Source organism: uncultured Abiotrophia sp., assembly GCF_963520105.1.
Lineage (GTDB): Bacteria > Bacillota > Bacilli > Lactobacillales > Aerococcaceae > Abiotrophia.
This window is the reverse complement of sequence record NZ_CAUQPN010000010.1, coordinates 12,439-38,465: the sequence shown is the minus strand read 5'-3', so window position 1 is coordinate 38,465 and position 26,027 is coordinate 12,439. Positions and strand designations below refer to the sequence as shown.

At 51.7% G+C, this 26,027-nt stretch carries 23 protein-coding genes and 1 tRNA gene; 21 read left to right on the top strand and 3 right to left on the bottom strand.

From position 1 onward, the window contains the following. Window positions 1–31 precede the first annotated feature (31 nt). On the top strand, window positions 32–1,606 hold the full coding sequence (locus RWO08_RS08760; protein WP_314211831.1) for a peptide chain release factor 3: 1,575 nt from the start codon (window positions 32–34) through the stop codon (window positions 1,604–1,606). Window positions 1,607–1,635: 29 nt separating this feature from the next. Further along, window positions 1,636–3,120, top strand: a complete 1,485-nt coding sequence (locus RWO08_RS08755) for a nicotinate phosphoribosyltransferase (RefSeq protein WP_314211830.1) — start codon at window positions 1,636–1,638, stop codon at window positions 3,118–3,120. A 73-nt stretch (window positions 3,121–3,193) separates the two neighbouring features. Here RWO08_RS08755 and RWO08_RS08750 read toward each other — a convergent pair whose 3' ends face one another. Then, complete coding sequence (locus RWO08_RS08750) at window positions 3,194–3,472, bottom strand: DUF1827 family protein (RefSeq protein ID WP_035364153.1); 279 nt, start codon at window positions 3,470–3,472, stop codon at window positions 3,194–3,196. 274 nt (window positions 3,473–3,746) lie between these two features. On the opposite strand from RWO08_RS08750, the gene RWO08_RS08745 reads away from it, so the two are divergent. The 3 genes from RWO08_RS08745 to RWO08_RS08735 all read left to right on the top strand — a co-directional run bounded on the left by RWO08_RS08745 (window position 3,747) and on the right by RWO08_RS08735 (window position 6,094). Continuing rightward, complete coding sequence (locus RWO08_RS08745; protein WP_023391747.1) at window positions 3,747–4,013, top strand: phosphocarrier protein HPr; 267 nt, start codon at window positions 3,747–3,749, stop codon at window positions 4,011–4,013. After that, a complete protein-coding gene (gene ptsP, locus RWO08_RS08740) occupies window positions 4,013–5,749 on the top strand; it encodes a phosphoenolpyruvate--protein phosphotransferase (RefSeq protein ID WP_314211829.1) in 1,737 nt (578 codons plus the stop codon). Before RWO08_RS08745 ends, ptsP begins: the two co-directional genes overlap by 1 nt. 271 nt (window positions 5,750–6,020) lie before the next feature. After that, a tRNA-Arg gene (locus tag RWO08_RS08735) sits at window positions 6,021–6,094 on the top strand. Window positions 6,095–6,253: 159 nt separating this feature from the next. On the opposite strand, the gene RWO08_RS08730 is transcribed toward RWO08_RS08735, so the two are convergent. Then, window positions 6,254–6,790, bottom strand: a complete 537-nt coding sequence (locus RWO08_RS08730) for a hypothetical protein (RefSeq protein WP_314211828.1) — start codon at window positions 6,788–6,790, stop codon at window positions 6,254–6,256. Window positions 6,791–7,105: 315 nt separating this feature from the next. Next, a complete protein-coding gene (locus RWO08_RS08725) occupies window positions 7,106–7,540 on the bottom strand; it encodes a PH domain-containing protein (protein WP_314211827.1) in 435 nt (144 codons plus the stop codon). Between the two features lie 159 nt (window positions 7,541–7,699). Here RWO08_RS08725 and RWO08_RS08720 point away from each other — a divergent pair, with 159 nt between their 5' ends. From RWO08_RS08720 to RWO08_RS08645, 16 genes are all read left to right on the top strand, one after another. After that, complete coding sequence (locus RWO08_RS08720) at window positions 7,700–9,055, top strand: hypothetical protein (protein ID WP_314211826.1); 1,356 nt, start codon at window positions 7,700–7,702, stop codon at window positions 9,053–9,055. A gap of 5 nt (window positions 9,056–9,060) precedes the next feature. After that, window positions 9,061–10,893, top strand: a complete 1,833-nt coding sequence (locus RWO08_RS08715; protein ID WP_303825412.1) for a molecular chaperone HscC — start codon at window positions 9,061–9,063, stop codon at window positions 10,891–10,893. Then, window positions 10,886–12,757: a DnaJ domain-containing protein gene (locus tag RWO08_RS08710; RefSeq protein ID WP_314211825.1), complete on the top strand. Its 1,872-nt coding sequence runs from the start codon at window positions 10,886–10,888 to the stop codon at window positions 12,755–12,757. The genes RWO08_RS08715 and RWO08_RS08710 overlap by 8 nt, the downstream gene beginning before the upstream one ends. 1,028 nt (window positions 12,758–13,785) lie before the next feature. Then, window positions 13,786–14,220 carry a MarR family winged helix-turn-helix transcriptional regulator gene (locus tag RWO08_RS08705; protein WP_291431598.1) on the top strand — a complete coding sequence of 145 codons (435 nt, stop codon included), beginning with the start codon at window positions 13,786–13,788 and terminating at the stop codon, window positions 14,218–14,220. Between the two features lies 1 nt (window position 14,221). Beyond that, window positions 14,222–15,169, top strand: a complete 948-nt coding sequence (locus tag RWO08_RS08700; RefSeq protein WP_314211824.1) for a beta-ketoacyl-ACP synthase 3 — start codon at window positions 14,222–14,224, stop codon at window positions 15,167–15,169. Window positions 15,170–15,209: 40 nt separating this feature from the next. Continuing rightward, window positions 15,210–15,428 (top strand): acyl carrier protein, encoded by a 219-nt coding sequence (locus RWO08_RS08695; protein ID WP_023391761.1) that lies wholly within the window; start codon window positions 15,210–15,212, stop codon window positions 15,426–15,428. Between the two features lie 30 nt (window positions 15,429–15,458). Next, window positions 15,459–16,418: an enoyl-[acyl-carrier-protein] reductase FabK gene (gene fabK, locus RWO08_RS08690; RefSeq protein ID WP_298077227.1), complete on the top strand. Its 960-nt coding sequence runs from the start codon at window positions 15,459–15,461 to the stop codon at window positions 16,416–16,418. Window positions 16,419–16,581: 163 nt separating this feature from the next. Then, a complete protein-coding gene (locus tag RWO08_RS08685) occupies window positions 16,582–17,526 on the top strand; it encodes an ACP S-malonyltransferase (RefSeq protein WP_314197383.1) in 945 nt (314 codons plus the stop codon). After that, a complete protein-coding gene (gene fabG, locus RWO08_RS08680) occupies window positions 17,527–18,249 on the top strand; it encodes a 3-oxoacyl-[acyl-carrier-protein] reductase (protein ID WP_314211823.1) in 723 nt (240 codons plus the stop codon). It begins immediately after the preceding gene. Between the two features lie 36 nt (window positions 18,250–18,285). Next, on the top strand, window positions 18,286–19,521 hold the full coding sequence (gene fabF / locus RWO08_RS08675; RefSeq protein ID WP_314050716.1) for a beta-ketoacyl-ACP synthase II: 1,236 nt from the start codon (window positions 18,286–18,288) through the stop codon (window positions 19,519–19,521). Window positions 19,522–19,523: 2 nt separating this feature from the next. Continuing rightward, window positions 19,524–20,018, top strand: coding sequence for an acetyl-CoA carboxylase biotin carboxyl carrier protein (accB, locus tag RWO08_RS08670; RefSeq protein ID WP_314211822.1), 495 nt, complete (start codon window positions 19,524–19,526; stop codon window positions 20,016–20,018). 40 nt (window positions 20,019–20,058) lie between these two features. Further along, the gene (gene fabZ / locus RWO08_RS08665; protein WP_070755848.1) at window positions 20,059–20,493 is read left to right on the top strand and encodes a 3-hydroxyacyl-ACP dehydratase FabZ; all 435 of its coding nucleotides are present in this window, start codon (window positions 20,059–20,061) and stop codon (window positions 20,491–20,493) included. 1 nt (window position 20,494) lies between these two features. Then, a complete protein-coding gene (gene accC / locus RWO08_RS08660; RefSeq protein WP_291427511.1) occupies window positions 20,495–21,886 on the top strand; it encodes an acetyl-CoA carboxylase biotin carboxylase subunit in 1,392 nt (463 codons plus the stop codon). Between the two features lie 3 nt (window positions 21,887–21,889). Further along, on the top strand, window positions 21,890–22,753 hold the full coding sequence (gene accD / locus RWO08_RS08655; RefSeq protein ID WP_314211821.1) for an acetyl-CoA carboxylase, carboxyltransferase subunit beta: 864 nt from the start codon (window positions 21,890–21,892) through the stop codon (window positions 22,751–22,753). Further along, entirely contained in the window at window positions 22,750–23,532 is a 783-nt protein-coding gene (gene accA, locus RWO08_RS08650) for a carboxyltransferase subunit alpha (protein ID WP_291431585.1), read from the top strand. The genes accD and accA overlap by 4 nt, the downstream gene beginning before the upstream one ends. 857 nt (window positions 23,533–24,389) lie before the next feature. Beyond that, the gene (locus tag RWO08_RS08645) at window positions 24,390–26,027 is read left to right on the top strand and encodes a peptide ABC transporter substrate-binding protein (RefSeq protein ID WP_314211820.1); all 1,638 of its coding nucleotides are present in this window, start codon (window positions 24,390–24,392) and stop codon (window positions 26,025–26,027) included.

Genomic DNA, 26,027 nt, shown 5'->3' with positions numbered 1-26,027 from the left:
CGGGCTTTTGCTTACTAAGAAGGAGCCTAACATGAGTTTAACAAGTCAAGTAGCCAAGCGCCGGACCTTTGCCATTATTTCTCACCCGGACGCGGGGAAGACGACCATCACCGAGCAACTCCTGCTCTTCTCGGGAGCAATCCGGGAAGCCGGGACGGTCAAGGCCAAGGGGAAGCAGTCTAAGAAATTCGCCAAGTCCGACTGGATGGAAATCGAGAAGCAACGGGGGATCTCCGTCACTTCTTCGGTCATGCAGGTGGACTATGATGGCTATCAAGTCAATATTCTGGATACCCCAGGGCACGAGGACTTCTCGGAAGATACCTACCGGACCCTGATGGCGGTGGATGCCGCGGTCATGGTGGTGGACTCAGGTAAGGGGATTGAGCCTCAGACCAAGAAACTCTTCGAAGTCTGCTCCATGCGTGGTATACCAATCTTCACCTTCATGAACAAGTTGGACCGGGACGGTCGGGAGCCCCTGGAATTGGTGGCGGAGCTAGAAGAAGTCCTAGGCATTGATGCCTATCCTATGAACTGGCCAATGGGTATGGGGAAAAACTTATTTGGCCTCTACGACCTCTACAATAACCGGGTGGAATTACGCGGCCTAGACGGGGAAGAGGACAGCTATATTCCTCTAGATGAAGACGGGGAAGCCCAAGGCGACCATGCCTTCAAGCAATCCTCTATCTATTCTCAAGCCATGGAAGATGCCCAACTCTTGTTAGAAGCGGGGAATGCCTTCGACCGCGAACTCATCAACCGGGGTAAGTTGACGCCTGTCTTCTTCGGGTCAGCCCTAACAGGTTTCGGAGTCCAGACCTTCTTCGATGCCTTTGTGGATTTGGCGCCAGCGCCAGCGGCGGTAGAAGCCGAAGGAGAAGTGGTGGTTCAGCCAACCGATGAACGCTTTACTGGCTTTATCTTCAAGATTCAGGCCAACATGAACCCAGCCCACCGCGACCGGATCGCCTTTGTCCGCATCTGCTCCGGTAAATTCGAGCAGGGCATGAACGTGACCCTCAACCGGACCAAGCGGACCATTCGCATGGCCCACACCACGCAATTCATGGCCGATACCCGGGAAGAAGTGCAAGAAGCCGTTGCCGGGGACATTATTGGTCTCTATGATACAGGCAACCTACAGATTGGCGACACCCTCTACACGGGCAATGCCGGTCTGCAATTCAAGCCCCTGCCACAGTTTACGCCGGAACTCTTCATGAAGGTGACACCTAAGAACGTCATGAAGCAGAAGTCCTTCCACAAGGGGATTGAGCAGCTGGTCCAAGAAGGGGCCATCCAGCTCTACAAGACCTACCACACTGAAGAATACATTATCGGGGCGGTCGGTCAGCTGCAATTTGAAGTCTTCCAGTACCGCCTCCTGCATGAATACAATGCGGAAGTGGATATGACCCCAATTGGCAACAAGATTGCCCGTTGGATTGACGAGAAGGACCTCAACCCTAACATGTCTTCCAGCCGTAACCTCTTGGCTAAGGACCGCTTCGGTCAACCAGTCTTCTTGTTCGAGAACGCCTTTGCTGAAAATTGGTTCAAGGACAAGTATCCAGACATTGAATTGAAAAAATTACTCTAATCACTTGCTCATGGAAAGGAGCCAGGCCCATGAATACGCCAGTTACCCTCTTAGCAGACTTCTACAAACTCTCCCACCGGGAACAATACCCAGCCAAGACCGAATATGTCTACTCAGTCTTGACCCCACGTTCCAATGAACGGGCTCAATTTAGCCAACATGTGGTGGTCTTCGGAATCCAATACTATATCAAGGAATACTTGATCCGACGCTTCAACGAGGGCTTCTTCCAAAAGCCTAAGCGCCAAGTCATCGCCGACTATCAACGCTTCGTCAAGCATTCCTTAGGCTTGGACCCTGTCCCCGTGGCCCACTTGGAGGCCCTGCACGACCTGGGCTATTTGCCTATTAAAATCTCTGCCCTAGCTGAGGGGACTCGGGCGCCTATCAGGGTGCCAGTTTTGACTATCGAGAATACCCATCCGGACTTCTTCTGGTTGTCTAGCTATCTGGAAACCACCATGCTCAACACCCTCTGGTTGCCGATGACTAGCGCCACGGTAGCCGATGGCTACCGCCGGATTCTGGAGACTTTCAGTCTGCAAACCACAGGTGGGGTCGAGGGCGTGGACTTCCAAGCCCATGACTTCGGTATGCGGGGCATGAGTTCGGAAATGACTTCGACAGTGTCAGGCGCGGCTCATTTGCTCAGCTTCTTGGGCTCGGACACCATTCCAGCCGGTTGCTTCCATGAAGAATACTATGAGGCTGACTGTGAGAAGGCTCCGATTATTATGAGTATTCCGGCCACAGAGCACAGCGTCATGTGTGCCTATGGCGAGGATAGCGAGCAAGAACTCTTCCGCCACCTGCTAACGGATGTCTATCCTAAGGGCTTTGTCAGCGTGGTGAGTGATAGTTGGGACTTCTGGCGCGTGGTAGGGGAATACCTGCCAGCCCTTAAGTCAGTCATTCTGGAACGTGAGGGTCGCTTGGTCATCCGGCCTGACTCTGGCGTGCCAGAAGACATTCTCTGCGGGACGATCCAAGAATTTGGCAAGGGCCAAACGCCAGAAGAAAAAGGGCTAATTGAGTGCCTCTGGGATACCTTTGGCGGCCAGGTCAATGACTTGGGCTACAAGGTGCTGGATCCGCATATCGGGGCCATCTATGGCGACTCCATTACCCTGGAACGGGCCCAACTGATCTTAGAGCGCTTGGCAGCTAAGGGCTTTGCTAGCTCCAACGTGGTCTTCGGCATTGGCAGCCGGTCCTATCAATCCATGACCCGGGACTCCTTCGGCTTCGCCCTCAAGGCGACCTCAGTGGTCATCGACGGTCAAGAGAAGGCTATCTTCAAGGCGCCTAAGACCGACAAGGGTGGCACCAAGAAGTCACAAAAAGGCCGGGTGCGGGTTTACCGCAATGACCAAGGTCAGCTGACCTACGAAGACGGCCATACCCGCGAAAGTTTGGCAGGCTGCGACAACCTCTTGCTACCAGTCTTCGAGAACGGCCGCCTCTTGCGCCGGACTTGTCTAGAAGACATTCGTCAGCTGCTCAAAGAAAAATAATAGAAGCAAAAGAGACTGAAAGGCCTGCTTTCAGTCTCTTATTTTTTATTTAGATAAGAAAAAAACCGCCTGCTTATAGGCGGAGTTCTAACTCGACAAAGTTGTGGGCCTCTAGGATTTCGACATTGTCACGGTTGTTTTGCTGGAAGAGCTTGGCAATGGCAAAATCAATTTCCTTGGCGCGCACAGGGCGGTTCTTATTGATGACGATGATGTTCTTGTGGGTTGGGGCAGCTGAATAGAAGACGGTTGTGGGGCCTAGGGTGTAGACCTTAACAATGGATGCGTCCGAACATTCTAGCTGTTTAGTGACCAAGTCATAATGACTATTGGTGACGTCGATCATTTTCATACGAGACCCTCCTTTATTCTATTATAAGCCTTTTCAAACCAAAAATATAGGGGAATTTCTAGAAAAAAACCGCAAAGAGACATTTTCATGATAAAAAGCGACTAGGATGGGGCTAAATTAGGAAAGCGTTTAAAAAAAATTTCGCCTTTGGGTCATTTTTTCATGCTAGACGGTTGTTCTATCGGGAAAAAAATGTTATCCTAGTACGTGAAGAGATGTAATCGCCATTACATCCTCATCTTCTAAACTATTTTTTCAAAGGAGTTTTTTTGATATGGAAAAGAAAGAATTTCACGTTGTAGCTGAAACAGGGATTCACGCACGTCCAGCGACTTTGTTGGTACAAACTGCAAGCAAATTCTCTGCTGATTTAAACTTAGAATACAAAGGTAAATCTGTTAACTTGAAATCCATCATGGGTGTTATGTCATTAGGCGTAGGCCAAGGCGCTGACGTAACCATTACGGCAGAAGGTGCTGACGAAAAAGAAGCGCTTGAAGCAGTAACTGAAACTATGAAAAAAGAAGGCTTGGCTGAGTAATGACTTACTTAGCGGGTATTGCAGCGAGTGATGGGATTGCCATCGCTCCTGCTTATTTATTAACGGAGCCAGATTTGAGCTTTGAGCGAGTAGCCGTAGCAGACACTGACGCCGAAGTTGCGCGTTTGGATGCTGCCTTGGCTCAAGCCAAAGAAGAGATCACAGCCATTCGTGACTTGGCATTAGACGCTTTAGGCGAACACGAGGCACAGGTCTTTGAAGCTCACTTGTTGGTATTAGGAGACCCAGAATTAACTGACCAAATCAAAAATACTATCCGTAGCGAAAAGGTAAATGCGGAAGCAGCCTTGCGTGATGTAAGTGGCATGTTCATCCAATTGTTCAAATCAATGGAAGACAACCCATACATGCAAGAGCGTGCAGCCGACATCAAAGACGTATCTGAACGCGTACTTGCCGCCCTCTTAGGCGTTAAGTTACCAAGTCCAGCTACTATCTCTGAAGAAGCCATTGTCATTGCCCATGACTTGACTCCAAGTGACACGGCGCAATTGAACAAGAAATACGTTCGGGCCTTTGTAACAAATATTGGCGGACGCACGTCTCACTCAGCCATTATGGCGCGCTCTTTGGAAATTCCTGCCATTGTCGGGACCAAGGAAGTAACCCATGTGGTTAAGGATGGCGACTTATTAATCGTCGACGCCTTAGAAGGTAAAGTACTTGTTAACCCTAGCGAAGCGGAAGTAGCGGAATACCGCCAAAAAGCCCAAGCCTTCGCTGACCAAAAAGCAGAATGGGCAAAACTGGTCTCTGCACCATCCGTAACCAAAGACGGCAAACACGTGGAATTGGCTGCCAACATCGGGACGCCAAAAGACGTAGCCGGTGTCTTGGCTAACGGTGGGGAAGCAGTCGGTCTCTACCGGACTGAGTTCCTTTACATGGACTCTGCTGATTTCCCAACTGAAGATGAACAATACGAAGCTTACAAGGCTGTATTGGAATCAATGGCTGGCAAGCCAGTAGTGGTACGTACCATGGATATCGGTGGTGACAAAGAGTTACCATACTTGGAATTACCACACGAAATGAACCCATTCTTGGGTTACCGGGCTATCCGGATTTCCTTGGACCAACGCGACATGTTCAAGACCCAATTGCGGGCTCTTTTACGCGCGTCTGTTCACGGCAACTTACGGATTATGTTCCCAATGATCGCGACCTTGAGCGAATTCCGTTCAGCTAAGTCCTTCTACGAAGAAGTCAAGGCTGAATTAGTCGCTGAAGGCGTGGCAGTAGCTGACGGCATCCAAGTCGGGATCATGATTGAGATTCCTGCTGCGGCTGTCTTGGCTCATCAATTTGCTAAGGAAGTAGACTTCTTCTCTATCGGGACCAACGACTTGATCCAATACACCATGGCGGCGGACCGGATGAACGAGCAAGTCTCTTACCTCTACCAACCTTACAACCCGTCTATCTTGACCTTGATCAAGCACGTCATCGACGCATCGCATGCTGAAGGCAAATGGACTGGTATGTGTGGGGAAATGGCTGGGGACCAAACGGCTGTGCCACTCCTCTTAGGGATGGGCTTAGACGAGTTCTCTATGTCAGCGACTTCGATCTTGAAGACGCGCTCCCTCTTAACCAAGTTGGACTCTCAAGAAATGAAAGCCTTGGCTGACAAAGCCATCAAGGAGTGCACCACTGTTGATGAAGTAGAAGCCTTGGTAGCGGAAGCCGTTGCTAAAGCAACTGGCCAAGCATAATGCTCTAACTATTAGGAGACTAGGACGGCGGTCCTGGTCTCTTTTTGTGTGGGCTGGGAGACTGTGGACTTGGGAGCTGGCGAGGAGGGGAGGTTGGGACTCAAGTTAAGTAAAAGAGCCGACCGGGAAGAGGCGCTTGCGAGGTCTCGGTTTAGGACCAAGCTAGCCAATCTGCCAGCCAAGAAAAGGGGCCCGCCCAGGCCTGACAGACCTTGACAAAGCCCGCCCCATGCCGTAAAATAGATAGGTATTCGACTTGCGAATACAGCATGTCTCAGTAGCTCAGCTGGATAGAGCATTCGCCTTCTAAGCGAACGGTCGGGGGTTCGAATCCCTCCTGGGATGTAAAGGCAGTTTATACATGATTTTACCTATTCAAAAAGCCCGTTAAGACGGGCTTTTTGTCTGCAAGTGATATTGCATGTGTCACTTGGTGTGCACAAAAATTACACAGTATAAGAATGAAAGAAACGCCGCTAGCCAACAAAGTCTAGTGGCGTTTCTTTATTTTTCTTTAATCTCAAATTCATGGACTCTATTAAAGACTAGGCCTTTTGCTTTATCGTTATCCTTATATTGGACGGCGTGTACTTTATGCTTGCCAACATTTGTTTTTGTATCTGGAACATAGAGAGAACCATCCATACCCAAACCAACCTGTTTGCTATCAACTTCTATTCCGTCAATGTAGAAATAGGTGAGCAAAGCACCATCTAGATTCCGAGCTGAAACACCAATCTGTAACCAGTTGCCATCTTTATAAATATATACTGCCTGACCACTCTCAGTAGAACCAGATGCAGATGAAATATTGAACTCGCCACTTCCAATTGCTTCGTCAGGTAGTTGATATTCAATGATTTCTTTCTGACTAGCTGAAGAAGTTTTAGGTTTCGCGTTTTCTTCTGTTTTAACGAGCTCGAAGTGGTAGCCAGTCAATCTAGAGAGTAGATGATGACCAGAATAATCTAATACTAGGTCAACACTGACTATCAAGAAGCTAGCTACAAAAATGAATGCCAAATAATCTTTAAATTTCAAACTTAATATCCCTCCAAAATGACTTAAGTATAAGATGTGATTTCTTTATAAAAGTATACTGATATACTATCCCAATCTGATAAGACTTGGAAGAGGTGAAGGTTGATTCAGCAAAAATCCTAAAACATTCCGCAAGAATTTGCAATTTTAATCTATAGTAGGAGCATTAAAAGCCTACACTATAAATCGATGACAAAAAAAGAAGCCAGCTAACGCCGACTCCCATAAACCCGATAGAGCGGGCCAAGGGCGAACCTTGTTTCATACTTACAACTTAACATTAGAAGAAGTAGAAGTCAAGTTGGGTTAGCCAATCTAATTATTCGCCCTTAGCCGATTCTCATAGGCCAGCTTCATTAACATAGTATAGAGGGGGCCCATGTCATAGCGTTTGGGGAATTCCAGGGTCAGGGTCTGGCGGCTTTCGCTGTGGGCCTTGAGGCGGATGTTGTCCAGGTACTCAATGGTCAGTTCGCTGTCATCCAGCATGGCGCCAGCCGTTTCTAGCTCAACATTAATAATGTTCATGAGGAAGATGGTCTTATAGCGGGCCTTCTTGCCGGTGGTGCCTTGGTGGTCGACCAAGAGAATGCGGATATTGGTGAAGATGACCAGGTCCCTAATGAGGGCATAGCCCGCCTGGATTTCTTCCTGTTCGATTAAGAGGTGGCCGTAGTCCTTGGCTAAGCTGTCCTTGGAGACCTCACTCATATTGCCGGATAGGCCTTGGAATAAATTGCCTAATACCATACTAATCCCTCCTTATGGATTCTTAGCTCTAGTATAGCAGACCCGTGCGCTCCTTGCCCAAGAAAAGGCCCTAACTTTCAACTGGCCTCAATCTGTAGTACAATAGAAGCACGAAACTCAAGCACCAAATATGACCGCGCTACGGAGGGGGCGACAGACATGTTAGCATATGAAATATTGGGCCTAGAGGGTCCCACAGAGGATGAGGCGGTCCTAGAGGCAGCCTATCGCCAACGCTATGAGGAGTGGCAGGAGGATGCCCAGGCCCTGGCCCAGCTAGAGGCAGCCTATCAATGGGCCCTCAGCCAGCGGGGCGCTAGCCAGGACATCGCCAGCTTGTTTAATGACTTGGATGATTCGTCTGAGCAGTCAGGGACCGACTGGACCGACTTTGACCTGGAAGCCTGGATGGCGTCGGGTTTGTCGGGCCAATTCACCCAGCAGGTAGCTCATAATCGGCTGGCCCAGAACTTGGCCGGGCTTAAGCAGCAATTCAATGACTGGTCAGCTTGGCAGCAACTCCTAGTCGACCAAGCCAACAAGGACTGGCAGGTGCCCCAGGAAGACTTCCTACTGGCCCTACAAGCCCTGCCCCTGGAATCATTAGAAAATAAACGGGTGCTCTACACCCTCATCGGCTATGTTCCCAGCCTCAATGGCGACCCGGACCTGACCCATGCCCTTGGCCAGCGGGTCAATCAGCGCTGGCAGGAGCTGGTGGGCAAGTCTTGGTATCCAACCAATCGTGCTATGCTCCTAACGGGCTTGATTACGACCCTTGGCAGTCTGGCTTGCTTTGGCTTACAGATTTTAATCTGGTTAGGGATCATGATTTGGCCCCAAGCCTATGCCGTCTGGCTGCCCTTGGTGGCCAGCAACGCCTTAGTCTGCTACTGCTTTGAATTACAGTACAGTACGGTCAATAACTGGGGCCACTTCCCTCATTACTTGGATGGCCGGGGCTACCGTTATCTTGCCCTGTCCAGTCTGCCCCTGGCCGGTCTCTATCTGGGCACCCTGGTCTTGGGTGGCTTGGCGGTCTGGCAAGAGACTTGGCTGCCGGCCTTTGGCTGGACTTTTGGCCTGCTCATGGTACTAGTGGCGGTCCTGCTCTTGGCCCAACGAGGGCTGGGTATGGGAGCCTTTCGCTTTAAGAATCAGGTCTATGATGCGGGTCAACCCATCCTCTACCTGATTTTGGCCGGCCTGGTCCTAGTAACCCTGGTTGCCTGGTTCTTGCACATGAGCCAGCACAACTTTTCTATCTTTTTATTAAGTAGCTTCTATTTATATGTCAACGCCAAACTAGACCCGACCAAGAAGCCAGCAGGGCGCTACCTGATTAATCAGGTCAGCTACCTGATCAGCGTCTCGGCCTTGCTGGTGGCTTGGCGACTTTATCAAGGCGCCTTCTGGCAGGTGCCCAACATTATCTGGTGGCTCATGGCCCTGACCTTAGTTCCCTACCTTGTAGGGGCTTTGCTGGCCAGATTCTCATCGCGTGAAAAGGAGTAAGTATTATGACAGTTATCGGTATTGACTTAGGCACCACCAACAGTTTGGCGGTGGCCTATAGTGAAGGGCAAGTTCGCATGATTCCCAACAGTTTTGGGGAGTATCTGACTCCGAGTGTGGTCTACTATGACGGGTCCGAAATCCAAGTGGGTAAGATTGCCCGGGAGAAATTAGTGACCCATCCCCAAGACACCGCCCAACTCTTCAAGCTCCATATGGGGGCCAACCGCCAAATTACCTTGTCCAAACGGGCCTTCCAGCCGGAAGAATTGTCGGCCTGCGTCCTCAAACAGTTGGTGGCAGACGCCGAGGCCTTTCTAGGCCAGACGGTGACCGAGCTGGTCATTAGTGTGCCGGCTTACTTCAACGCGGAGCAACGCCAAGCCACTAAGAAGGCGGGCGAATTGCTAGGTCTCAAGGTAGAACGTCTCATTAATGAGCCGTCTGCAGCAGCCATTGCCTGTCACCAGGCAGATGAATTCGAGACCTTCGTGGTCTTCGACTTTGGGGGCGGGACCCTGGACGTGTCCGTGGTGGACTGCTTCGAAAATGTCATCTCCATTGCGGCTATTGCCGGGGATAACCACCTAGGCGGTAGCGACTTCGACCGATTGATTGCCCAATATGTTTGCCGCAAGGCTGGGACTAATTTTGAGGCTCTCAACCGCCGGACCCGCAACTCTTTGCTCTTGGCGGCAGAGCGGGTTAAGAAGCAATTGTCTGAATTTGAGTCAGTCAATATGCAGGTCCAACTGGAAGGCAAGTCCCATGAATATAAGATTACCAATGAATTATTGGCTGAAATCAGCCAGCCCCTCTTCAAACGCATGCGGGAAGTTATCCGCAAGGCCATTGTGGAAAGTAAGTTTGGCGCGGGCGAACTAGACCGCCTGATCTTGGTTGGGGGTTCTTCCTACATGCCAGTGGTCAATGACTACCTCAAGCGCCTACTTAACCTGCCAGTCGTTAGCGGTCAGAAGATGGACGAGTTAGTGGCCCTAGGTTTAGGTCAGTATATCGGTATCAAGACCCGGGCCCAAGAGGTTAAGGACTTGGTGGTGACCGACATTTGTCCTTTCTCCCTGTCTACTTCGGTTCACAACTATGTGGATGAGGACAAGGATTTGTCCGACGTCCTGATTGCGCGTAACTCCGTTCTGCCTAGCAGCAAGACCCAGATTTATTCGCCAGTCCGTAAGGATCAGCCAACTATTCGTTTCAAGGTCTACCAGGGGGAAGCCATGTATGCCAAGGACAATCTTTTCCTGGGCTCGGTTCAGTTGCCAGTGCCTAGCAATGTTGACGACCAGTCCTTTGCGGTCACTTATTCCTATGACATCAACTCTATCCTCTATGTGGAAATCAAGACCGTGGCCACCGACGAAGTCAAGACCTACAAGCTGGGCCCTAACAAGAGCCTGGTAGCGGTGGATGCCACTGATACCGCCCATAAGGAAATCAAGGAGCTAGCCCTACAATTGGCTAGCCAACCAGAGCGGGATGCCCTCTTTGAACGGGCCCTGCGTCTCTACCAAGAGTTGAGCTTGGAGCAACAGCAAGACTTACAACTGACTCTGATGCGCTTCTCCCGTCTCTTTGCCCGTTATCAGAACAACCTGCTTAAGAAGCGGCAGCTGCTGGATTCAACCAATGACTACCTAGACCACCTAGAGTGGGGCTTGGATGCCGGCATGGGCGATATCTTCCGGGATGTGGAGTCTGACTGGGATCAAGATTCGGATTGGGACCAAGAATTAGAAGCCGAGCTAGACCGGACCGTCATGGAATTCCTAAATGAGGATAGTGAAACTGAGGAAGGGGAGGATGCCCATGGCTAAGACGCCCTGGCAAGTCTTAGGGCTAAGCGGGCCAACTGCGGATAAGAAAGCCATTAAGCGGGCCTATGCCCAACAAGTTAAGCTCTACCATCCAGAGGAGCATCCGGAAGAATTCCAGGCCCTGCAGGCAGCCTATCAAGAGGCGCTCAAGCGGGCGACCGACTTAGCTGCCCAAGAAAGCGGGGGAGTGGGGGCGGATTTTGCGGGTGGCAGGCCGGCAGCCAGTGCCCCTAGACCTGACAGTCAGCCTTCTGACGCTGGCGACCAGTCAGCAAGCAGCGGCCCAAGCGCCACTAGCAAAGGCAGCCACCAGCCCGCTCATGCCAGCGAGCAGTCTAAGGCCAAGCCGTCAGCCCAGCAGCCTAGCCAGTCGGCTGACCAAAAGCCTAGCCAGTCGGCCGGCCAAAAGCCTGGCCAGTCGCCCGGCCCAAGTGGCCAGACCAAGTCCCAGTGGCAAGCACCTAAGCAAACAGAGCCTAGCTCTGAAACCAGCTTAGATTGGTCGGATGCCAATCAGGGGCCTGAGGACAGCACCAGTAGCCAGTCCCTGTCCTGGTCAGCACCGCAAGACCAGGAGCCAGTCAGCCAGGCCCATTTAAGCTGGCAGGACCAGCCAGAGGACAGTCGCCAGTCAGGTAGCCTCAACTGGCAGGACCAGCCAGAGGACAGTCGTCAGTCGGGCAGCCTTAACTGGCAAGACCTAGCTGAAGAAGGCCGCCAAACAGGCAGCCTTAACTGGCAAGACCAAGCCGAGGAAGGCCGCCAGTCGGGTAGCCTTAATTGGCAGGACCAAGCCGAGGACAGCCGCCAGTCGGGCAGCCTTAACTGGGATGACAGCCAGTCCGATAGTTCTTTGGGGGACTTGGACGAGTTAGAGGCTGACGACCCCATTTTCTCTGAATTGGAAGAGCCCGAGCAGGGCCTTTTCCGCCAGGAGGAGTTGGAGCAGGAGCCAGAGCCTGCGGACTACCAGCCGTCCATGGACTTCAACCTGGACTATCAAGTTGACATTCAGCAGCTTTTGGCTCCGCTCAGAGGCTTCCTGGATGACCAGGACCTAGAAGACTTGCTGACCAACCAAGCCCTTATGGCGCAAATTCGTCAGCATGGCCAGAAAGAAGCATTAGACCGGGCCCTGACCCGCCTAGTCCTGACCCAGAATCGTCACAAGCGCAAGAGGGTCAAGCAACTGGCCCAGCAATATGGCCTGACCCATTTGCTTAAGAAGAGCAAGCAGGGCTTCCGCCTGCCTTATTGGCCTATGTGGCGCTTGGGGTTGGCGGGGCTTGCCTTTTTACTGGCAGCTATCTTCGGACGCTTTACCGGCTCGGGCCCTAGCCATCCTATTCCGCCACGAAAGCCAGCGGTCGATGTCGGCAAGTTGGCCGTCATTAGCTATGACCCTATTTCCATTCCGAGTTTTATCCTGGACTTGTCCGGCCTAGATCAAATGGGGGAGAGTGGCCGTCTTGAAGGCCCGGAGGGCAATCAGACCCTTTTGATTGGGGAAGAAGAGCGCCTGACCGGCATTAAGCAGTCTTGGTCTGTGACTCGGACTGCCACCCTCTATCAGACCCAGTCCGGTTATGCCCTCCACCTACGGGCCAAGGACAAGCTCATTGATTTCAAGGACTACCAGGCCATGCGCCAGGTGAAAGCCTTCAATGACCAGGGGACCCAGAAACCGGCCCTAGTCGGTCAAGACAAGTCCAGCCAGCAATGGTACCTAGTGGACCTATCTTCGGGTCAGGTCTTAGCTGCCATTAGTGGGACAGCGCCTGAGCAGGGTGACACCAGCATGGGCGTCCACTACAGCCAGCAGGGAGACCTGGTTAAGGCCAAGTGGGAGCGCCTGCCCCAATAAGTTTTTAACCTTTATAGCTAGCAAGCCAGTCTTGCTGGCTTTTTTGTATGGAGCTAGTGGTCCACTCTGGAAAGTGGACCACTAGCTCAGACCAAACCTGCGAATTCCCCTAGTTTCCGGCAAAATCAAAGGAGCTAGTGGCCCAGTCGAGAAAGTGGACCACTAGCTCAGTCAAAATTGGCGAATTCCCCTGGTTTCCGGCAAAAACAAAGGAGCCAGTGGTCCACTCGAGAAAGTGGACCACTAGCTCACGGCAAACCGTCGCTTTGCCCTGGTTTCCGACAAAAACAGAGGAGCTAGTGGTCCACTCTGGAAAGTGGACCACTAGCTCAGTCAAAACCGGCGATTTTCTCTGGTTTCCGGCAAAAACAGAGGAGCCAGTGGACCACTCGAGAAAGTGGGCCACTAGCTCAGACCAAACCGGCACTTTCCCCTTGTTTTCCTGCAAAAACAAAGGAGCTAGTGGTCCACTCGAGAAAGTGTACCACTAGCTCACGCCAAACCTGCGAATTCCCCCGATTTCCGGCAAAAACAAAGGAGCCAGTGGACCACTCGAGAAAGTGGGCCACTAGCTCAGACCAAACCGGCGAATTCCCCTGGTTTCCGGCAAAAACAGAGGAGCCAGTGGACCACTCTGGCAAGTGGACCACTGGCTCACGCCAAAACGGTGAATTTCCCTAGTTTCCGGCAAAAACAAAGGAGCCAGTGGACCACTCGGGAAAGTGGACCACTAGCTCCTCTTATTTTGATGACTATCTGCAAGTCACAAGCCCTTAAGCCCGGCCCAGCCCCAAGGTAAGGGCTTTTCAGTCACTTTCTTTCGCCAAGGCAACAAGAAGATGACAAAAAAACCTTGCAAACGCGACCATGCCTGATTTATCAAGGATATCGCTCCATAAAGCCTATCAGGGCCTAGCACATGTGTTGACAGATGGGCAGACTTTCGATAAACTTTGATTATCAAATAGTTTGATGTTCAAAATAAGTTAAAGGAGTGATAGTGAGTGGACCATTCGACCATTTTTGAAATGAACGAATTTTTGGTCTCTATCTTTAATGAAATTCTGTTAATTGAAGAAACTTCGCTCAAGATGAGTGAGTTTTCGGATTTATCAATCAAGGAAATGCATACGATTGAAGCTATTGGTTTGGGCGGCAACTTGAGCTCTTCGGAGGTGGCTAAGAAAATTGCCATCACCATGGGGACCCTGTCAGTGTCCATCCAAAACTTAGTAAAAAAAGGCTATGTTGAGCGTGTGTCTTCACCCAGCGATCGCCGGGTGGTGCTACTCAAGCTAACTAAGCGGGGTAAATTACTCTATCGGATGCACCGTAAGTTCCACTTGAACATGGTAGCCGAGACCCTAAATGGTATGGAGCCTGAAGAGGCAGCCACCCTAGTTAAGGGCCTACGTAATTTACATCGTTTCTTGGACAACGCTAAACAACGATTAGGAGAGTAAGATGAGTCGTATTATTGCAACAGGTGCTTATTTACCTGGACAAGCCTGGTCCAACGACCACTTAATCAATGCTTATCAACTAGAATCCAGTGACGAGTGGATTGTCCAACGGACAGGGATTCACCAACGTTACTTCGCAGCTGAGCACGAAACCGTCGCGATGATGGCGAGTGAGGCGGCCAAGCAATTATTGAAGAATTTATCCCCTGACATTGTCAGCCAAATTCGTCATATTGTCGTCGCAACCATGTCGGCTAAGGCTGCGACCCCATCAATTGCCTGCCAAGTGCAAGCCATGATTGGGGCCGAAGGGGCTTGGGGCTTTGACCTCAACGGCGCCTGTTCTGGTTTTGTAATGGCGATGGAAGTAGCCAACCGCCTGGCAGCTAGCCAGACCCAAGGTTACACCCTGGTCATCGGTGCTGAGAAGATGAGTCAGATTGTGGATCTGACAGACCGTACCACTGCCGTCTTGTTCGGTGATGGGGCAGGGGCTGTCCTGATTCAACACGATGGTCAAGAACTCAGCGGCTATGCTAGTCAAGTCTTTGCCCAAGGAACAGGGGGCGCGGCCATTGAGGTCCATGAAGCGTCCGATGGTCAGTGGGCTATGCAGATGCAAGGGCGTGACGTCTTCAATTTCGTCAAACGAACCGTCATCAAAACCCTAGCAAACTTTATTGAGCAGAATGATTTTGATATTGACTATTTGATTTGTCACCAAGCGAACCAACGCTTGTTAAATCTGATTGCGGACAAGTTGTCCCTAGAAGAAAGCAAGGTGCCTGCCAATATTGCCCAAGCGGCCAATACCTCAGCAGGCTCTATCCCAATTCTCCTAGACCAACTGGTTCGTGACGGGCGATTGCGACTGGATGGAACGCAGTCCATTATCCTAAGTGGCTTCGGTGCTGGCTTAGCCTGGGGTCACCTACACCTTTCCATCTAAGAATCAAAAAATATTATCTATTTAATGGAGGATCATTATTATGACATTTGAAAAAGTACAAGCGATTATTGCTAACCAATTAGGGATCGACGAAGCAGAAGTACAATTAACCACTGACTTCGAAAACGACTTGAAAGCTGACAGCTTAGACGTATTCCAAATCATCAGCGAAATCGAAGATGAATTAGACATCACGATCGACACTGACCAAAACTTGAAGACTGTTCAAGACTTAGTAAACTACATCGACTCTTTATAATCTATTTTTCTTAAAGTTAGGACTGAAGGTATGAAAACAGCTATTACGGAGTTATTAAACATTGAATATCCAATTGTTCAAGGCGCAATGGCTTGGGTAGCAGACGCTGATTTAGCAAGCGCGGTATCAAATGCAGGCGGCTTAGGGGTGATCGGGACTGGTCACGACAACGTGGACACAGTTCGCGCTAAGGTAGAGGCAATGTTTGCCAAAACCGACAAACCTTTCGCTGTCAATGTAATGTTATTGAACCCACATGTGGAAGAAGTGGTAGACTACTTAATCGCATCTGGCGTCAAAATCATTACCACTGGTGCAGGTAACCCAAGTAAGTACATGCAGCGCTTCGAAGAAGCGGGCATTAGCCTGATTCCAGTAGTAGCGTCTGTGGCCTTGGCCAAACGTATGGAACGCATCGGAGCCAAAGCAGTGGTCGTCGAAGGTATGGAAGCAGGGGGCCACATCGGCAAACTGACCACCATGGCCTTGGTCCCACAAGTGGTGGATGCCGTTAATATCCCAGTCATCGCTGCCGGCGGGATTGGGGACGGACGTGCCATGGCAGCAGCCTTCATGTTGGGGGCTTCCGCGGTTCAAGTGGGGACTCGCTTTGTCGTGGCGCATGAGTCTAACGCTCATGACAACTTCAAGCAAGCCATCATTAAGGCCAAAGACATCGAAACCGTCGTGACCGGTCAAATTACCGGCCACCCAGTACGGGTCTTGCGTAACGCCTTAACCACCGAATACCTGCAAGCGGAAAAAGAAGAAACCAGCAAGGCAGAGCCAGACTTTGAACGATTGAACAAAATCGGTAAAGGCGCCCTCCGCCGTGCGGTAGTCGAAGGTGACGTTAAGACAGGTTCCCTTATGGCCGGCCAGATTGCTGGTTTGGTCTCTAAGGAACAATCCTGTCACGACATCATCCAAGAATACTTGGCAGAATGCCGTCAGACCATTCAAGCCAAACTTGACATGGTCAATCAATAATTGATATTTCCTTTCCTGCTGGCCGGCACCCCCTAGCTGGTCAGTAGGCGAACCAAAGAGCTTGCTCTGACTTTATCCCTCTTAGGAGTGAGCTCTGGCCTTCGGGCCTTTTATATTATGAACGCAAACAAAACGAACGATAACTGAGGATAGGAGTCAGTGTATGAAACTAGCACTTATCTTTAATGGCCAAGGTGCCCACTATGCGGGCATGGGAATGGACTTCGACCGTCAATTTCCCCAAGCCAGCGCTGTCTATGAGCAGGCAGAAGCGGTGACCGGTTGGCCCTTAAGAGAATGGATCCAACAAGAACCTGAACGCTTCGGCCAGACCCGCTATGCCCAAGTCGCCATTACGTCGACCAGCCTAGCCATCTACCGTAGCATCCAAGACTTGTTACCTCCTGTAAGCTATATGGCCGGATTGAGCCTAGGTGAATATTCCGCCCTGGTTGCCAGTGGTGCCCTAGACCAAGCCAGCGCCTTTGCCTTATTGCAGGAACGTGGCGAACTCATGTCCAGACAATGCCAAGCCCTAGCCAGCGACAGTCCATGCCAAATGGCGGCGGTTATGGGTGTGCCTTATGAAGAATGTCAAGCCTTGGTAGCCCAAGTGGCCGATCAAGAGCCGCTCTACATTGCCAATATCAACTCTTCAGCCCAAATCATCGTGGCTGGGACCATTGCGGCGGTTGAGCGCTTCAAGGAAATCGCCAAAGCTGCCGGCTACAAGAAAGTCATCCCCCTCAAAGTCGAAGGACCTTTCCATAGTCCCTTGATGGCCAATGCCCAAGAAGCCATGGCCCAAGCCCTGGAGAAAGTGACCTTTAAGCAAGGGGACGTGCCCGTCATCAGTAACACCACGCTAGACCTTCATCAGCCTGAAAGCCTCTCCCAAGTACTTGTTCGACATCTTGTTGAGCCAGTTTACTGGAAGCAAACCATTGATAAATTGGTTGAAGAAGGTGTGACTCACCTAGTTCAAATCGGTCCCGGCAATACCTTAGCTGGCCTGCTCAAACGCGAAGGCCTGCCCCTCAAGGTACAAGTCCTGGACAAAGTCGAAGACCTCGACGCCCTCAAAAACTTTTTAACGGAGGAAGAATAAATGACCTTAACCTGTTTGATTACGGGCAGCTCCCGCGGGATTGGCTTAGCCATTGCCCACCACTTAGCGGCTAAAGGCCACCGTGTCATCTTGAACAGCCGTAGTCCCATTGCCCCTGAAATCTTAGCCCAATTTGACGGCTATGAGCAACCAGTCTTACAAGCGACTGGCGACATCAGCCAATTCGACGTGGCCAAGCAATTAGTGGACGACCTCTATGACCAAGGCGTCCAAGTAGACGTATTGGTCAACAATGCCGGTATTACCCGCGATGGTTTGGTTATGCGCATGAGCGAAGAAGACTTCAACGCCGTCATCCAAACCAACTTGAACGGCTGCTTCAACATGTGCCGTCACTTGACCCCACGTCTCTTGAAGCAAAAGGGCGGCCGCATTATCAACATGACTTCCGTTGTAGGGGTTATGGGGAATGCGGGCCAGGTCAACTATGCTGCCTCTAAGGCTGGTATGATTGGGTTGACCAAGTCCCTAGCCCGCGAAGTGGCTAGCCGTGGCATCACCGTCAATGCCATCGCCCCAGGCTTTATCGAAACTGACATGACCGATCAATTATCTGATCGCGTCAAGGAAGCCATGTTAGGCCAAATCCCACTCAAACGCTTTGGCCAAGTGGAACATATCGCTAAAACAGTCGACTTCTTAATCGACAATGACTACATCACAGGCCAAGTCATCGAAGTCAACGGTGGCTTGCACATCTAAGGTCTGATTCCTAGACCCGCACTACAGGAGGTAATTATGCAACGAGTTGTCGTAACAGGTTTGGGGACTGTCTCCCCAATTGGTAACAATGTCGCCGCATTCTGGGACAGCATGCGCCATGACAAGGGCGGTATCGCGCCTATCACTAAATTCGACCACAGTGGCTCTAGCGTCTCTGTGGCCGCTGAAGTCAAAGACTTCGACCCAAGCCCAGTCTTAGACCGTCGGGAAACCCAACGGATGGACTTCTTCTCCCAATATGCCGTAGTAGCATCAGTAGAAGCCGTCAAAGACTCAGGCTACCAGATTGAAGACAATGCCCACCGGGTAGGGGTCTTAGTCAGCTCTGGGATCGGGGGCTTAATCGAAATCGAAAAAGGCATCCGTAAGATGATTGAGAAGGGCGCTAAACGTATTCCGCCACTCTTCGTGCCACTGACCATCGGGAACATGGCCTCTGGTAATATTTCCATGAAGTTAGGCATCAAGGGCCCAAGCTTGGACATCGTGACAGCCTGTGCCTCTGCCACTAACTCTATCGGGGAAGCCTTCCTCAAGATCAAGACAGGCCTCTTAGATGCCTGCTTGGCAGGTGGGGCAGAAGCTACCATCTGTGAAATCGGGATTGGTGGCTTCGCAGCCTTGACAGCCCTGTCCACCAACCAAGACCCAGCCACTGCTTCCCGTCCTTTTGACAAGGACCGCGATGGCTTCGTTATGGGTGAAGGGGCCGGTGTCCTCTTCCTGGAATCCCTGGAGTCTGCCCAAGCTCGTGGCGCCCACATCTATGCTGAATTAGTGGGTTACGGGGCTAACTCAGACGCCTACCACATGACTGCTCCAACCCCAGACGGGTCTGGCGCCGGTGAATGTATCAAGCAAGCCTTGGCTATGGCCGGGCTTAGCGCTGAAGACGTGGACTACATCAATGCCCACGGGACCAGCACCCCAACCAATGACAAGGGCGAAACCCAAGCCATCAAGTATGCTTTGGGCGATGCAGCTTACAAAGTGGCTGTATCCAGCTCTAAGGGCCACTTCGGTCACCTCTTAGGTGGTGCCGGTGGGGTAGAAGCCATTGTCTGCGTTAAGGCCTTGGAAGAAGGTTTCGTACCAGCGACCCTCGGTCTAGAAAATCCAGAAGAAGGCTGTGACCTGGACTATGTCCCAGGCCATGGACGCCAACAAGACATCCAAGTTGCCCTGTCTAACTCCCTGGGCTTTGGCGGTCACAATGCGGTCCTCGCCTTCAAACGATGGGATGGTAAGTAAGCATGCAATATGAAGAACTCGTCAAATTAATCGACAAACTCGACCAGTCTAGCCTGGCCTACTTCGAATTCACCAATGACAATGAGCGTCTGCTCCTGGCTAAGGAAGTGCCACAAGTGGCAGCGCCAGCCCCAGTCGTGGTGACCGATGTAACCGAATCTGCTGCCCTAACAGCCCCAGCTAGCCTGGCGTCCCCAGCCCCTGTGGCGGCGCCTGAAGTGGTAGAAGCGCCTGCTGCTCCTGCGCCAGCACCAGAAGCCGCTGGTAAGGAGGTGCCAGCCCCTATGGTAGGGGTGGTTTACCTGCAAGCCAACCCTGATGCGGATCCTTACGTGCAAGTAGGCGACAGCGTCAAGAAGGGCCAAGTCCTCTGCTTGATTGAAGCCATGAAGCTCATGAATGAGATTGTGGCCCCTCAAGACGGCGTGGTCTCTGCTATCTTAGTTGAAAATGAAAACATCGTGGAATACGGCCAAGCCCTCTTCCGCATTAGCTAATCTGATTGAAACATCACCCCCAAAGAAAAGAGGAATAAACATGACTTTATTAACTGCTCAACAAGTAATGGACATTATCCCTAACCGTTACCCAATCTTCTTCATCGACGCTGTGGATGAGTTGATTCCAGGTGAAAAAATCGTCTGCCGTAAGAACGTGACCATCAACGAACAAGTCTTCCAAGGTCACTTCCCAGGCGAGCCTGTTTTACCAGGTGTCTTCATCTGTGAAGCTTTAGCTCAAGCCGGTTCTATCCCACTCTTGCAAATGGAAGGCTTCCAAGGCAAGACCGCTTACCTAGGTGGCTTGAACAAGGTAAAATTCCGTCAAAAGGTAGTACCTGGTGACGTGCTTCGTCTCCAAGTAGACATCGTCAAATTGCGTAAGAACGCAGGGATTGGTTACGGCCAAGCCTTCGTTGGCGACAAAAAAGTTGCGGAAGCAGAAATGACCTTCATTATCGGAGCAAAATAATATGTTTAAAAAAGTGTTAGTCGCCAACCGTGGTGAGATTGCAGTCCGAATCATTCGGGCCCTGCGCGAAATGAATATTACGTCGGTGGCGGTCTATAGCGAGGCAGACCGGGAGGCCCTTCATACCCAATTAGCGGATGAAGCCATCTGTATCGGGCCTGCCAAGGGCTTAGACTCCTACGCCAACCCAGTGGCCATTCTGTCCGCTGCCATGGTGACGGGGGCTGACGCCATCCACCCAGGCTACGGCTTCTTATCCGAGCGTAGCGATTTCGTTGCCCTCTGTGAAGAGGTCAATATCAAATTCATTGGCCCTAAGAGCCACATTATCGAAGCCATGGGGAACAAGCAAAATGCCCGCAACACCATGAAGGCAGCCGGCGTGCCTATCACGCCAGGTTCCGACGGCTTGGTGCATAGCTTAGAAGAAGCCCATGCCATCGCCCAAAAGATTGGCTTCCCCTTGATTATCAAGGCAGCCGACGGTGGGGGCGGTAAGGGTATGCGCCGGGTGGAAGATCCTAAGGATTTTGAAGCCCTCTTCCTCCAAGCCCAGAACGAAACCCAGTCGGTCTACGGTAACCAAGATCTCTACATCGAGAAAATCATCTACCCAGCCCGCCATATCGAAGTCCAACTTCTGGGCGACGAGCATGGCCATGTCATCCACCTGGGTGAACGGGACTGCTCCCTGCAACGTAATAACCAGAAGGTTATTGAGTTTGCGCCCGCTGTCTGCCTAGATGAGGACACTCGTCAGGCCATCTGTGGGGCAGCCGTTAAGGCCGCTTCGGCCATTGGCTACACCAATGCCGGGACCATCGAGTTCCTCTTGGCTGACAATGGCGAATTCTACTTCATGGAAATGAACACCCGTCTGCAAGTGGAGCATCCGGTAACCGAGATGATTACCGGGGTGGACATCGTCCAAGAACAGATTAAAATCGCCATGGGTCAACCCCTCTCTTATCAACAAGAGGACATTGTCTTGTCAGGGTTTGCCATTGAGTGCCGCTTGAATGCGGAAGACCCGCTCCACCAATTCCGTCCGGCTGCTGGCCATATCAAGCAGCTAGTCCTACCGTCTGGCGGTATGGGCTTGCGGGTGGAGTCTGGAATCTATCCTCAATACACCTTGCCACCTTTCTATGATTCCATGATTGCTAAAATCATTGTCCACCAACCTAATCGTGAGGCGGCCTTCCGACTCATGGAACGGGCCCTCTATGAAGTGGCCGTGGATGGACTGGTAACCAACGTGGAACTGCTAGAAGCCATGGTGGCGGATTCCCACATCCAAGCGGATGATTACCACACCAAGTGGTTAGAAGAAAGCTTCATGCCAGCCTGGCTGGACTTCCAGAAAGAGGCTGAAGCAACAGAGGAGGCCTAGTAAATGGCATTATTTCGTCGTAATAAAACCATTCAATTGAATGCGGACGCCGTAGCAAAATATTCGGATAAGGTCGCTCAAATCCCAGATGATTTGATGGCTCGTTGTCCTAAGTGCCACAAGGTCTACTTCACCAAGCAGAAGCCTGAGGACTACTGCTGCATGCACTGCCACCACCATTTGCCATTTCCGGCTATGGAACGGATTGACTGGTTAGTGGATGAGGGCAGCTTCCAAGAAATCAACGCTGATCTCTGGAATGATAATCCCCTAGGTTTTCCTAAGTATTCTGAAAAATTAGCCAAGCTGCAGGAAGCGACGGGTCTTAAGGAGGCCATCGTGACTGGGACAGGCCGCCTGGACGGCCATGACTTGGCCCTAGGCGTCATGGATAGCCGCTTCGTCATGGCTTCCATGGGGACGGCCGTGGGGGAGAAGCTGGTTCGGCTCTTTGACCTGGCCACCGCCCAAGGCCTGCCGGTTGTGCTCTATATCGCCTCAGGTGGGGCCCGCATGCAGGAAGGCATTCTGTCCCTCATGCAAATGGCCAAGGTCAGCCAAGCCGTAGCCCGTCATTCGGCGGCCGGCGGCTTCTACTGTGCCGTCTTGACCCATCCGACGACCGGTGGGGTCACGGCCAGCTTCGCCATGCAGGGTGACGTCATCTTGGCTGAGCCGGATGCGACGGTCGGCTTTGCCGGCAAACGGGTAATCGAGCAGACCCTGCGCAAGCCTTTGCCTGATGATTTCCAGGCGGCTGAGACCGTCCTAGGCTATGGCTTTATCGACCAAATCGTGCCCCGCGACCGCCAAAAGCGGATGCTGGCGCAACTCTTGACCATTCACGAGGGAGGGAAGGCTGAATGAAGGCTTATCAAATTGTCCAAAAAGCCCGCGACATTAAGCGTATCTCCACCTCGGATGTGATTGGGGCCCTCTGTGGCGACGACTTCATCGAGTGCCATGGCGACCGCATTATGGGCGATGACGCGGCCATTATTGGCGGCGTAGGCATGGTGGACGACCAGCCCATGACCATCATCGGCATTCAAAAGGGCAAGACCACCAAGGAAAACATCAAGCGCAACTTCGGTTCAGCCAGTCCTGCTGGCTACCGCAAGGCCCAACGCCTTATGAAGCAGGCCGAGAAATTTGGCCGGCCTATCCTGACCCTCATTAACACGGCCGGCGCCTTCTGTTCGCCTGAGTCCGAGGAAAATGGGATTGGGGAAGCCATTGCCTCTTCCTTGTTGCTTATGAGTGAACTGACCGTACCGACCATCGCCATTATTCTGGGCGAGGGCGGGAGCGGCGGTGCCATTGCCCTGGCCCTAGCCGACCAAGTCTGGATGCTGGAGAACGCTATTTACTCGATCTTGTCGCCTGAAGGCTTCGCTTCGATTTTATGGAAAGACGCCAAACAAGCCGGCAAGGCCGCCGACATGATGAAATTAACGGCGACTGAACTCTTGGACTTGAAGGTCATCGACCGCATCGTGCCTGAGACCTACAACTCCAAGCCCGTGGAAAATGACGTCCTCTTAGAGCGCCTCAGCCACTTGATTAAGCGCGAATTCAAAAAACTAGGCCAAAAAACGGCCCAAGAGCGCCTGGCCCAACGCCAAGACCGCTTCAAGCAATTTTAAGAATTGTGACAGCCCGGGCCTAGCCCGGGCTTTTTGTGTGGAGAGGGGCGGCGGGAGCTGGGGAGCTTTCTGTGGAAGAGCCCCAAGCCCCCAAAAAGGCAGAAAGTAGTCTAGGAAAGGCGGAAATTATTCCGGAAGAAGGCCGAAACAGGGCCAAAAGCCTGGAAAAGGCGCGAGCCAGTGGTCCACTTTGAAGAGTGGACCACTAGCTCCCTAGGAAGAGGCCGAAACTGGGTCAAAAGCCCGAAAAATGTGTGAGCCAGTGGCCCACTCTGGGGAGTGGACCACTGGCTCCCCGTGAAGGATCCGAAACAGGTCCAAAAGCCTGGAAAAGGCGCGATCCAGTGGCCCACTCTGGAGAGTGGACCACTAGCTCCCTGGGAAGGGTCCGAAACAGGGTCAAAAGTCTGGAAAAGATGTGAGCCAGTGGCCCACTTTAGAGAGTGGACCACTAGCTGCCTAGGAAAGGTCCGAAACAGGGTCAAAAGCCTGGAAAAGCCGCGAGCCAGTGGCCTACTTTGGAGAGTGGACCACTAGCTCCCTGGGAAAGGGCCGCAACTAGGTCAAAAGCCCGAAAAGGCGCGAGCCAGTGGCCCACTTTGGAGAGTGGACCACTAGCTCACAAGGAAGAGGCCGAAACAGGGCCAAAAGTCCGGAAAAGACGTGAGCCAGTGGCCCACTCTGTCGAGTGGACCACTGGCTCGCTGGGAGAGGGCTGAAACCTTGTAAGAATCCCCCTTTCCACTATAGCTGAGCCCTATAACCCGTCATAGAAACTAAATGATTGACTATTGGCGGCAAAAGGGCTAGAATATTCTCATGATGATTAGAATGAAAACCCAATAGGAGGTTCTTTAATGAAATTAAAAGCATTGAAACGTTCCGCCCTTGTGGCGACTTTATTGGCTAGCTTTGTGGCTGGCCCTGTGACAAGCTTTGCCCAACCAGCTGGCGTTGACGCCTCTGTAGAGCAAAAGCTCAGCATCGCAACCCAAGGGGAGCTGGCTACTTTGGACAGCGCCCTCTACAATGACGTGCCAAGTTCCGACATGATCGGTCAGGTCTTCGAAGGTCTTTACCGGGTTAAGAACGGGACCGAAGTGGAGTTTGGCCAAGCTGAATCAGTCAAAGTTTCTGACGACGGCTTGACCTACACCTTTACCTTGCGCGACGGCCTCAAATGGAGCGACGGCAGCCCGGTGACGGCGGCCGACTTCGAGTACAGCTACCAACGTCTGGCCGATCCTAAGTCTGGTGCCAGCGTCCAATCGGTTGACGTCTTCAAGAACGCAGCCGCAGTCCGCAAAGGTGAAAAAGAAGTCTCCGAATTAGGGGTCAAAGCCTTAGACGACAAGACACTTGAAGTGACCTTAGAATACCCAGCGCCATACTTGCCAAAACTCTTGTCTGGTAGCCGCTACATGCCTGTCAGCAAGGCGGTTCACAGCGCCAAGGCCGACAAGTACGGGACCAGCGCTGACAATGTGGTCACCAACGGTCCTTTCACCATTCAAGACTGGAACGGGACCAACCTGGAGTGGAAATTGGTCAAGAACGACAACTACTGGGATGCGGCCAACGTTTACCTTAAGGATGTCCAAGTTCAAGTCATCAAAGAAAACTCCACTGGTGCCGACCTCTTCGATGCTGGCCAGTTGGACTACACCACTTTGACTGATCAATTTGTCCAAGAATACACTGGGGCGGATGATTTCCATACTGCTTCTAAGGCCACCATCGGTTACCTCAGCTTCAACACCCAACGGGAAGCGACCGCTAATGCCGACTTACGTCGCGCCATTGCCCAAGCTTTCGACAAGCAAGTCTACGCAGACTCCGTCATCCAAGACGGCTCCAAGGTCCTCAACAACCAAGTGCCTAAGGACTTCGACGTCAACGAGGCAGGCGAGGACTACCAAACAGCGGCTGGCCCAATGTTAGAGTATAACTTGGAAGCAGCCCAAGCTGACTGGGCTAAGGCCAAAGCAGCCCTAGGCAAGGACACCATTGAATTGCAATTACTGACTTCTGACGTTGGCTTGTCCAAGCGGACCGCTGAGTTCTTGCAGGCCCAATTAGAAGCCAACTTGCCAGGTCTCAAGTTGACCATTTCCAGCGTACCCCTCAAGAACCGTCTAGAGTTCCAACGTCAATCTGACTTTGACATCTTCTACGGGACTTGGGCGCCAGACTATCAAGATGCCCTTAACTTTATTGAGCAGTACAAGACTGGCGGCGGCATTAATTTCGCGAAATATTCCAATGCAGAATACGACAAACTAGTGGAGCAAGCCCGCAACGAATACGCCAAGGACCCAGCTAAGCGTCGCCAAGCCTTAATCCAAGCCGAAGTCATCGGTATTAAGCAAGACGCAGTCGCTGCGCCAATCTATCAATCTGCTACTTCTTACCTACTCAAAGCCCGCGTGAAAAACTTCGAAGTCATGCCATTCGGCCGTACCATCAACCTACGTCCGGTCTACGTGACAGAGTAA

Coding starts and splice junctions, on each gene's coding strand:
- RWO08_RS08760 (WP_314211831.1), top strand. CDS start 32: ATGAGTTTAACAAGTCAAGTAGCCAAGCGCCGGACCTTTGCCATTATT.
- RWO08_RS08755 (WP_314211830.1), top strand. CDS start 1,636: ATGAATACGCCAGTTACCCTCTTAGCAGACTTCTACAAACTCTCCCAC.
- RWO08_RS08750 (WP_035364153.1), bottom strand. CDS start 3,472: ATGAAAATGATCGACGTCACCAATAGTCATTATGACTTGGTCACTAAA.
- RWO08_RS08745 (WP_023391747.1), top strand. CDS start 3,747: ATGGAAAAGAAAGAATTTCACGTTGTAGCTGAAACAGGGATTCACGCA.
- ptsP (WP_314211829.1), top strand. CDS start 4,013: ATGACTTACTTAGCGGGTATTGCAGCGAGTGATGGGATTGCCATCGCT.
- RWO08_RS08725 (WP_314211827.1), bottom strand. CDS start 7,540: ATGGTATTAGGCAATTTATTCCAAGGCCTATCCGGCAATATGAGTGAG.
- RWO08_RS08720 (WP_314211826.1), top strand. CDS start 7,700: ATGTTAGCATATGAAATATTGGGCCTAGAGGGTCCCACAGAGGATGAG.
- RWO08_RS08715 (WP_303825412.1), top strand. CDS start 9,061: ATGACAGTTATCGGTATTGACTTAGGCACCACCAACAGTTTGGCGGTG.
- RWO08_RS08710 (WP_314211825.1), top strand. CDS start 10,886: ATGGCTAAGACGCCCTGGCAAGTCTTAGGGCTAAGCGGGCCAACTGCG.
- RWO08_RS08705 (WP_291431598.1), top strand. CDS start 13,786: ATGAACGAATTTTTGGTCTCTATCTTTAATGAAATTCTGTTAATTGAA.
- RWO08_RS08700 (WP_314211824.1), top strand. CDS start 14,222: ATGAGTCGTATTATTGCAACAGGTGCTTATTTACCTGGACAAGCCTGG.
- RWO08_RS08695 (WP_023391761.1), top strand. CDS start 15,210: ATGACATTTGAAAAAGTACAAGCGATTATTGCTAACCAATTAGGGATC.
- fabK (WP_298077227.1), top strand. CDS start 15,459: ATGAAAACAGCTATTACGGAGTTATTAAACATTGAATATCCAATTGTT.
- RWO08_RS08685 (WP_314197383.1), top strand. CDS start 16,582: ATGAAACTAGCACTTATCTTTAATGGCCAAGGTGCCCACTATGCGGGC.
- fabG (WP_314211823.1), top strand. CDS start 17,527: ATGACCTTAACCTGTTTGATTACGGGCAGCTCCCGCGGGATTGGCTTA.
- fabF (WP_314050716.1), top strand. CDS start 18,286: ATGCAACGAGTTGTCGTAACAGGTTTGGGGACTGTCTCCCCAATTGGT.
- accB (WP_314211822.1), top strand. CDS start 19,524: ATGCAATATGAAGAACTCGTCAAATTAATCGACAAACTCGACCAGTCT.
- fabZ (WP_070755848.1), top strand. CDS start 20,059: ATGACTTTATTAACTGCTCAACAAGTAATGGACATTATCCCTAACCGT.
- accC (WP_291427511.1), top strand. CDS start 20,495: ATGTTTAAAAAAGTGTTAGTCGCCAACCGTGGTGAGATTGCAGTCCGA.
- accD (WP_314211821.1), top strand. CDS start 21,890: ATGGCATTATTTCGTCGTAATAAAACCATTCAATTGAATGCGGACGCC.
- accA (WP_291431585.1), top strand. CDS start 22,750: ATGAAGGCTTATCAAATTGTCCAAAAAGCCCGCGACATTAAGCGTATC.
- RWO08_RS08645 (WP_314211820.1), top strand. CDS start 24,390: ATGAAATTAAAAGCATTGAAACGTTCCGCCCTTGTGGCGACTTTATTG.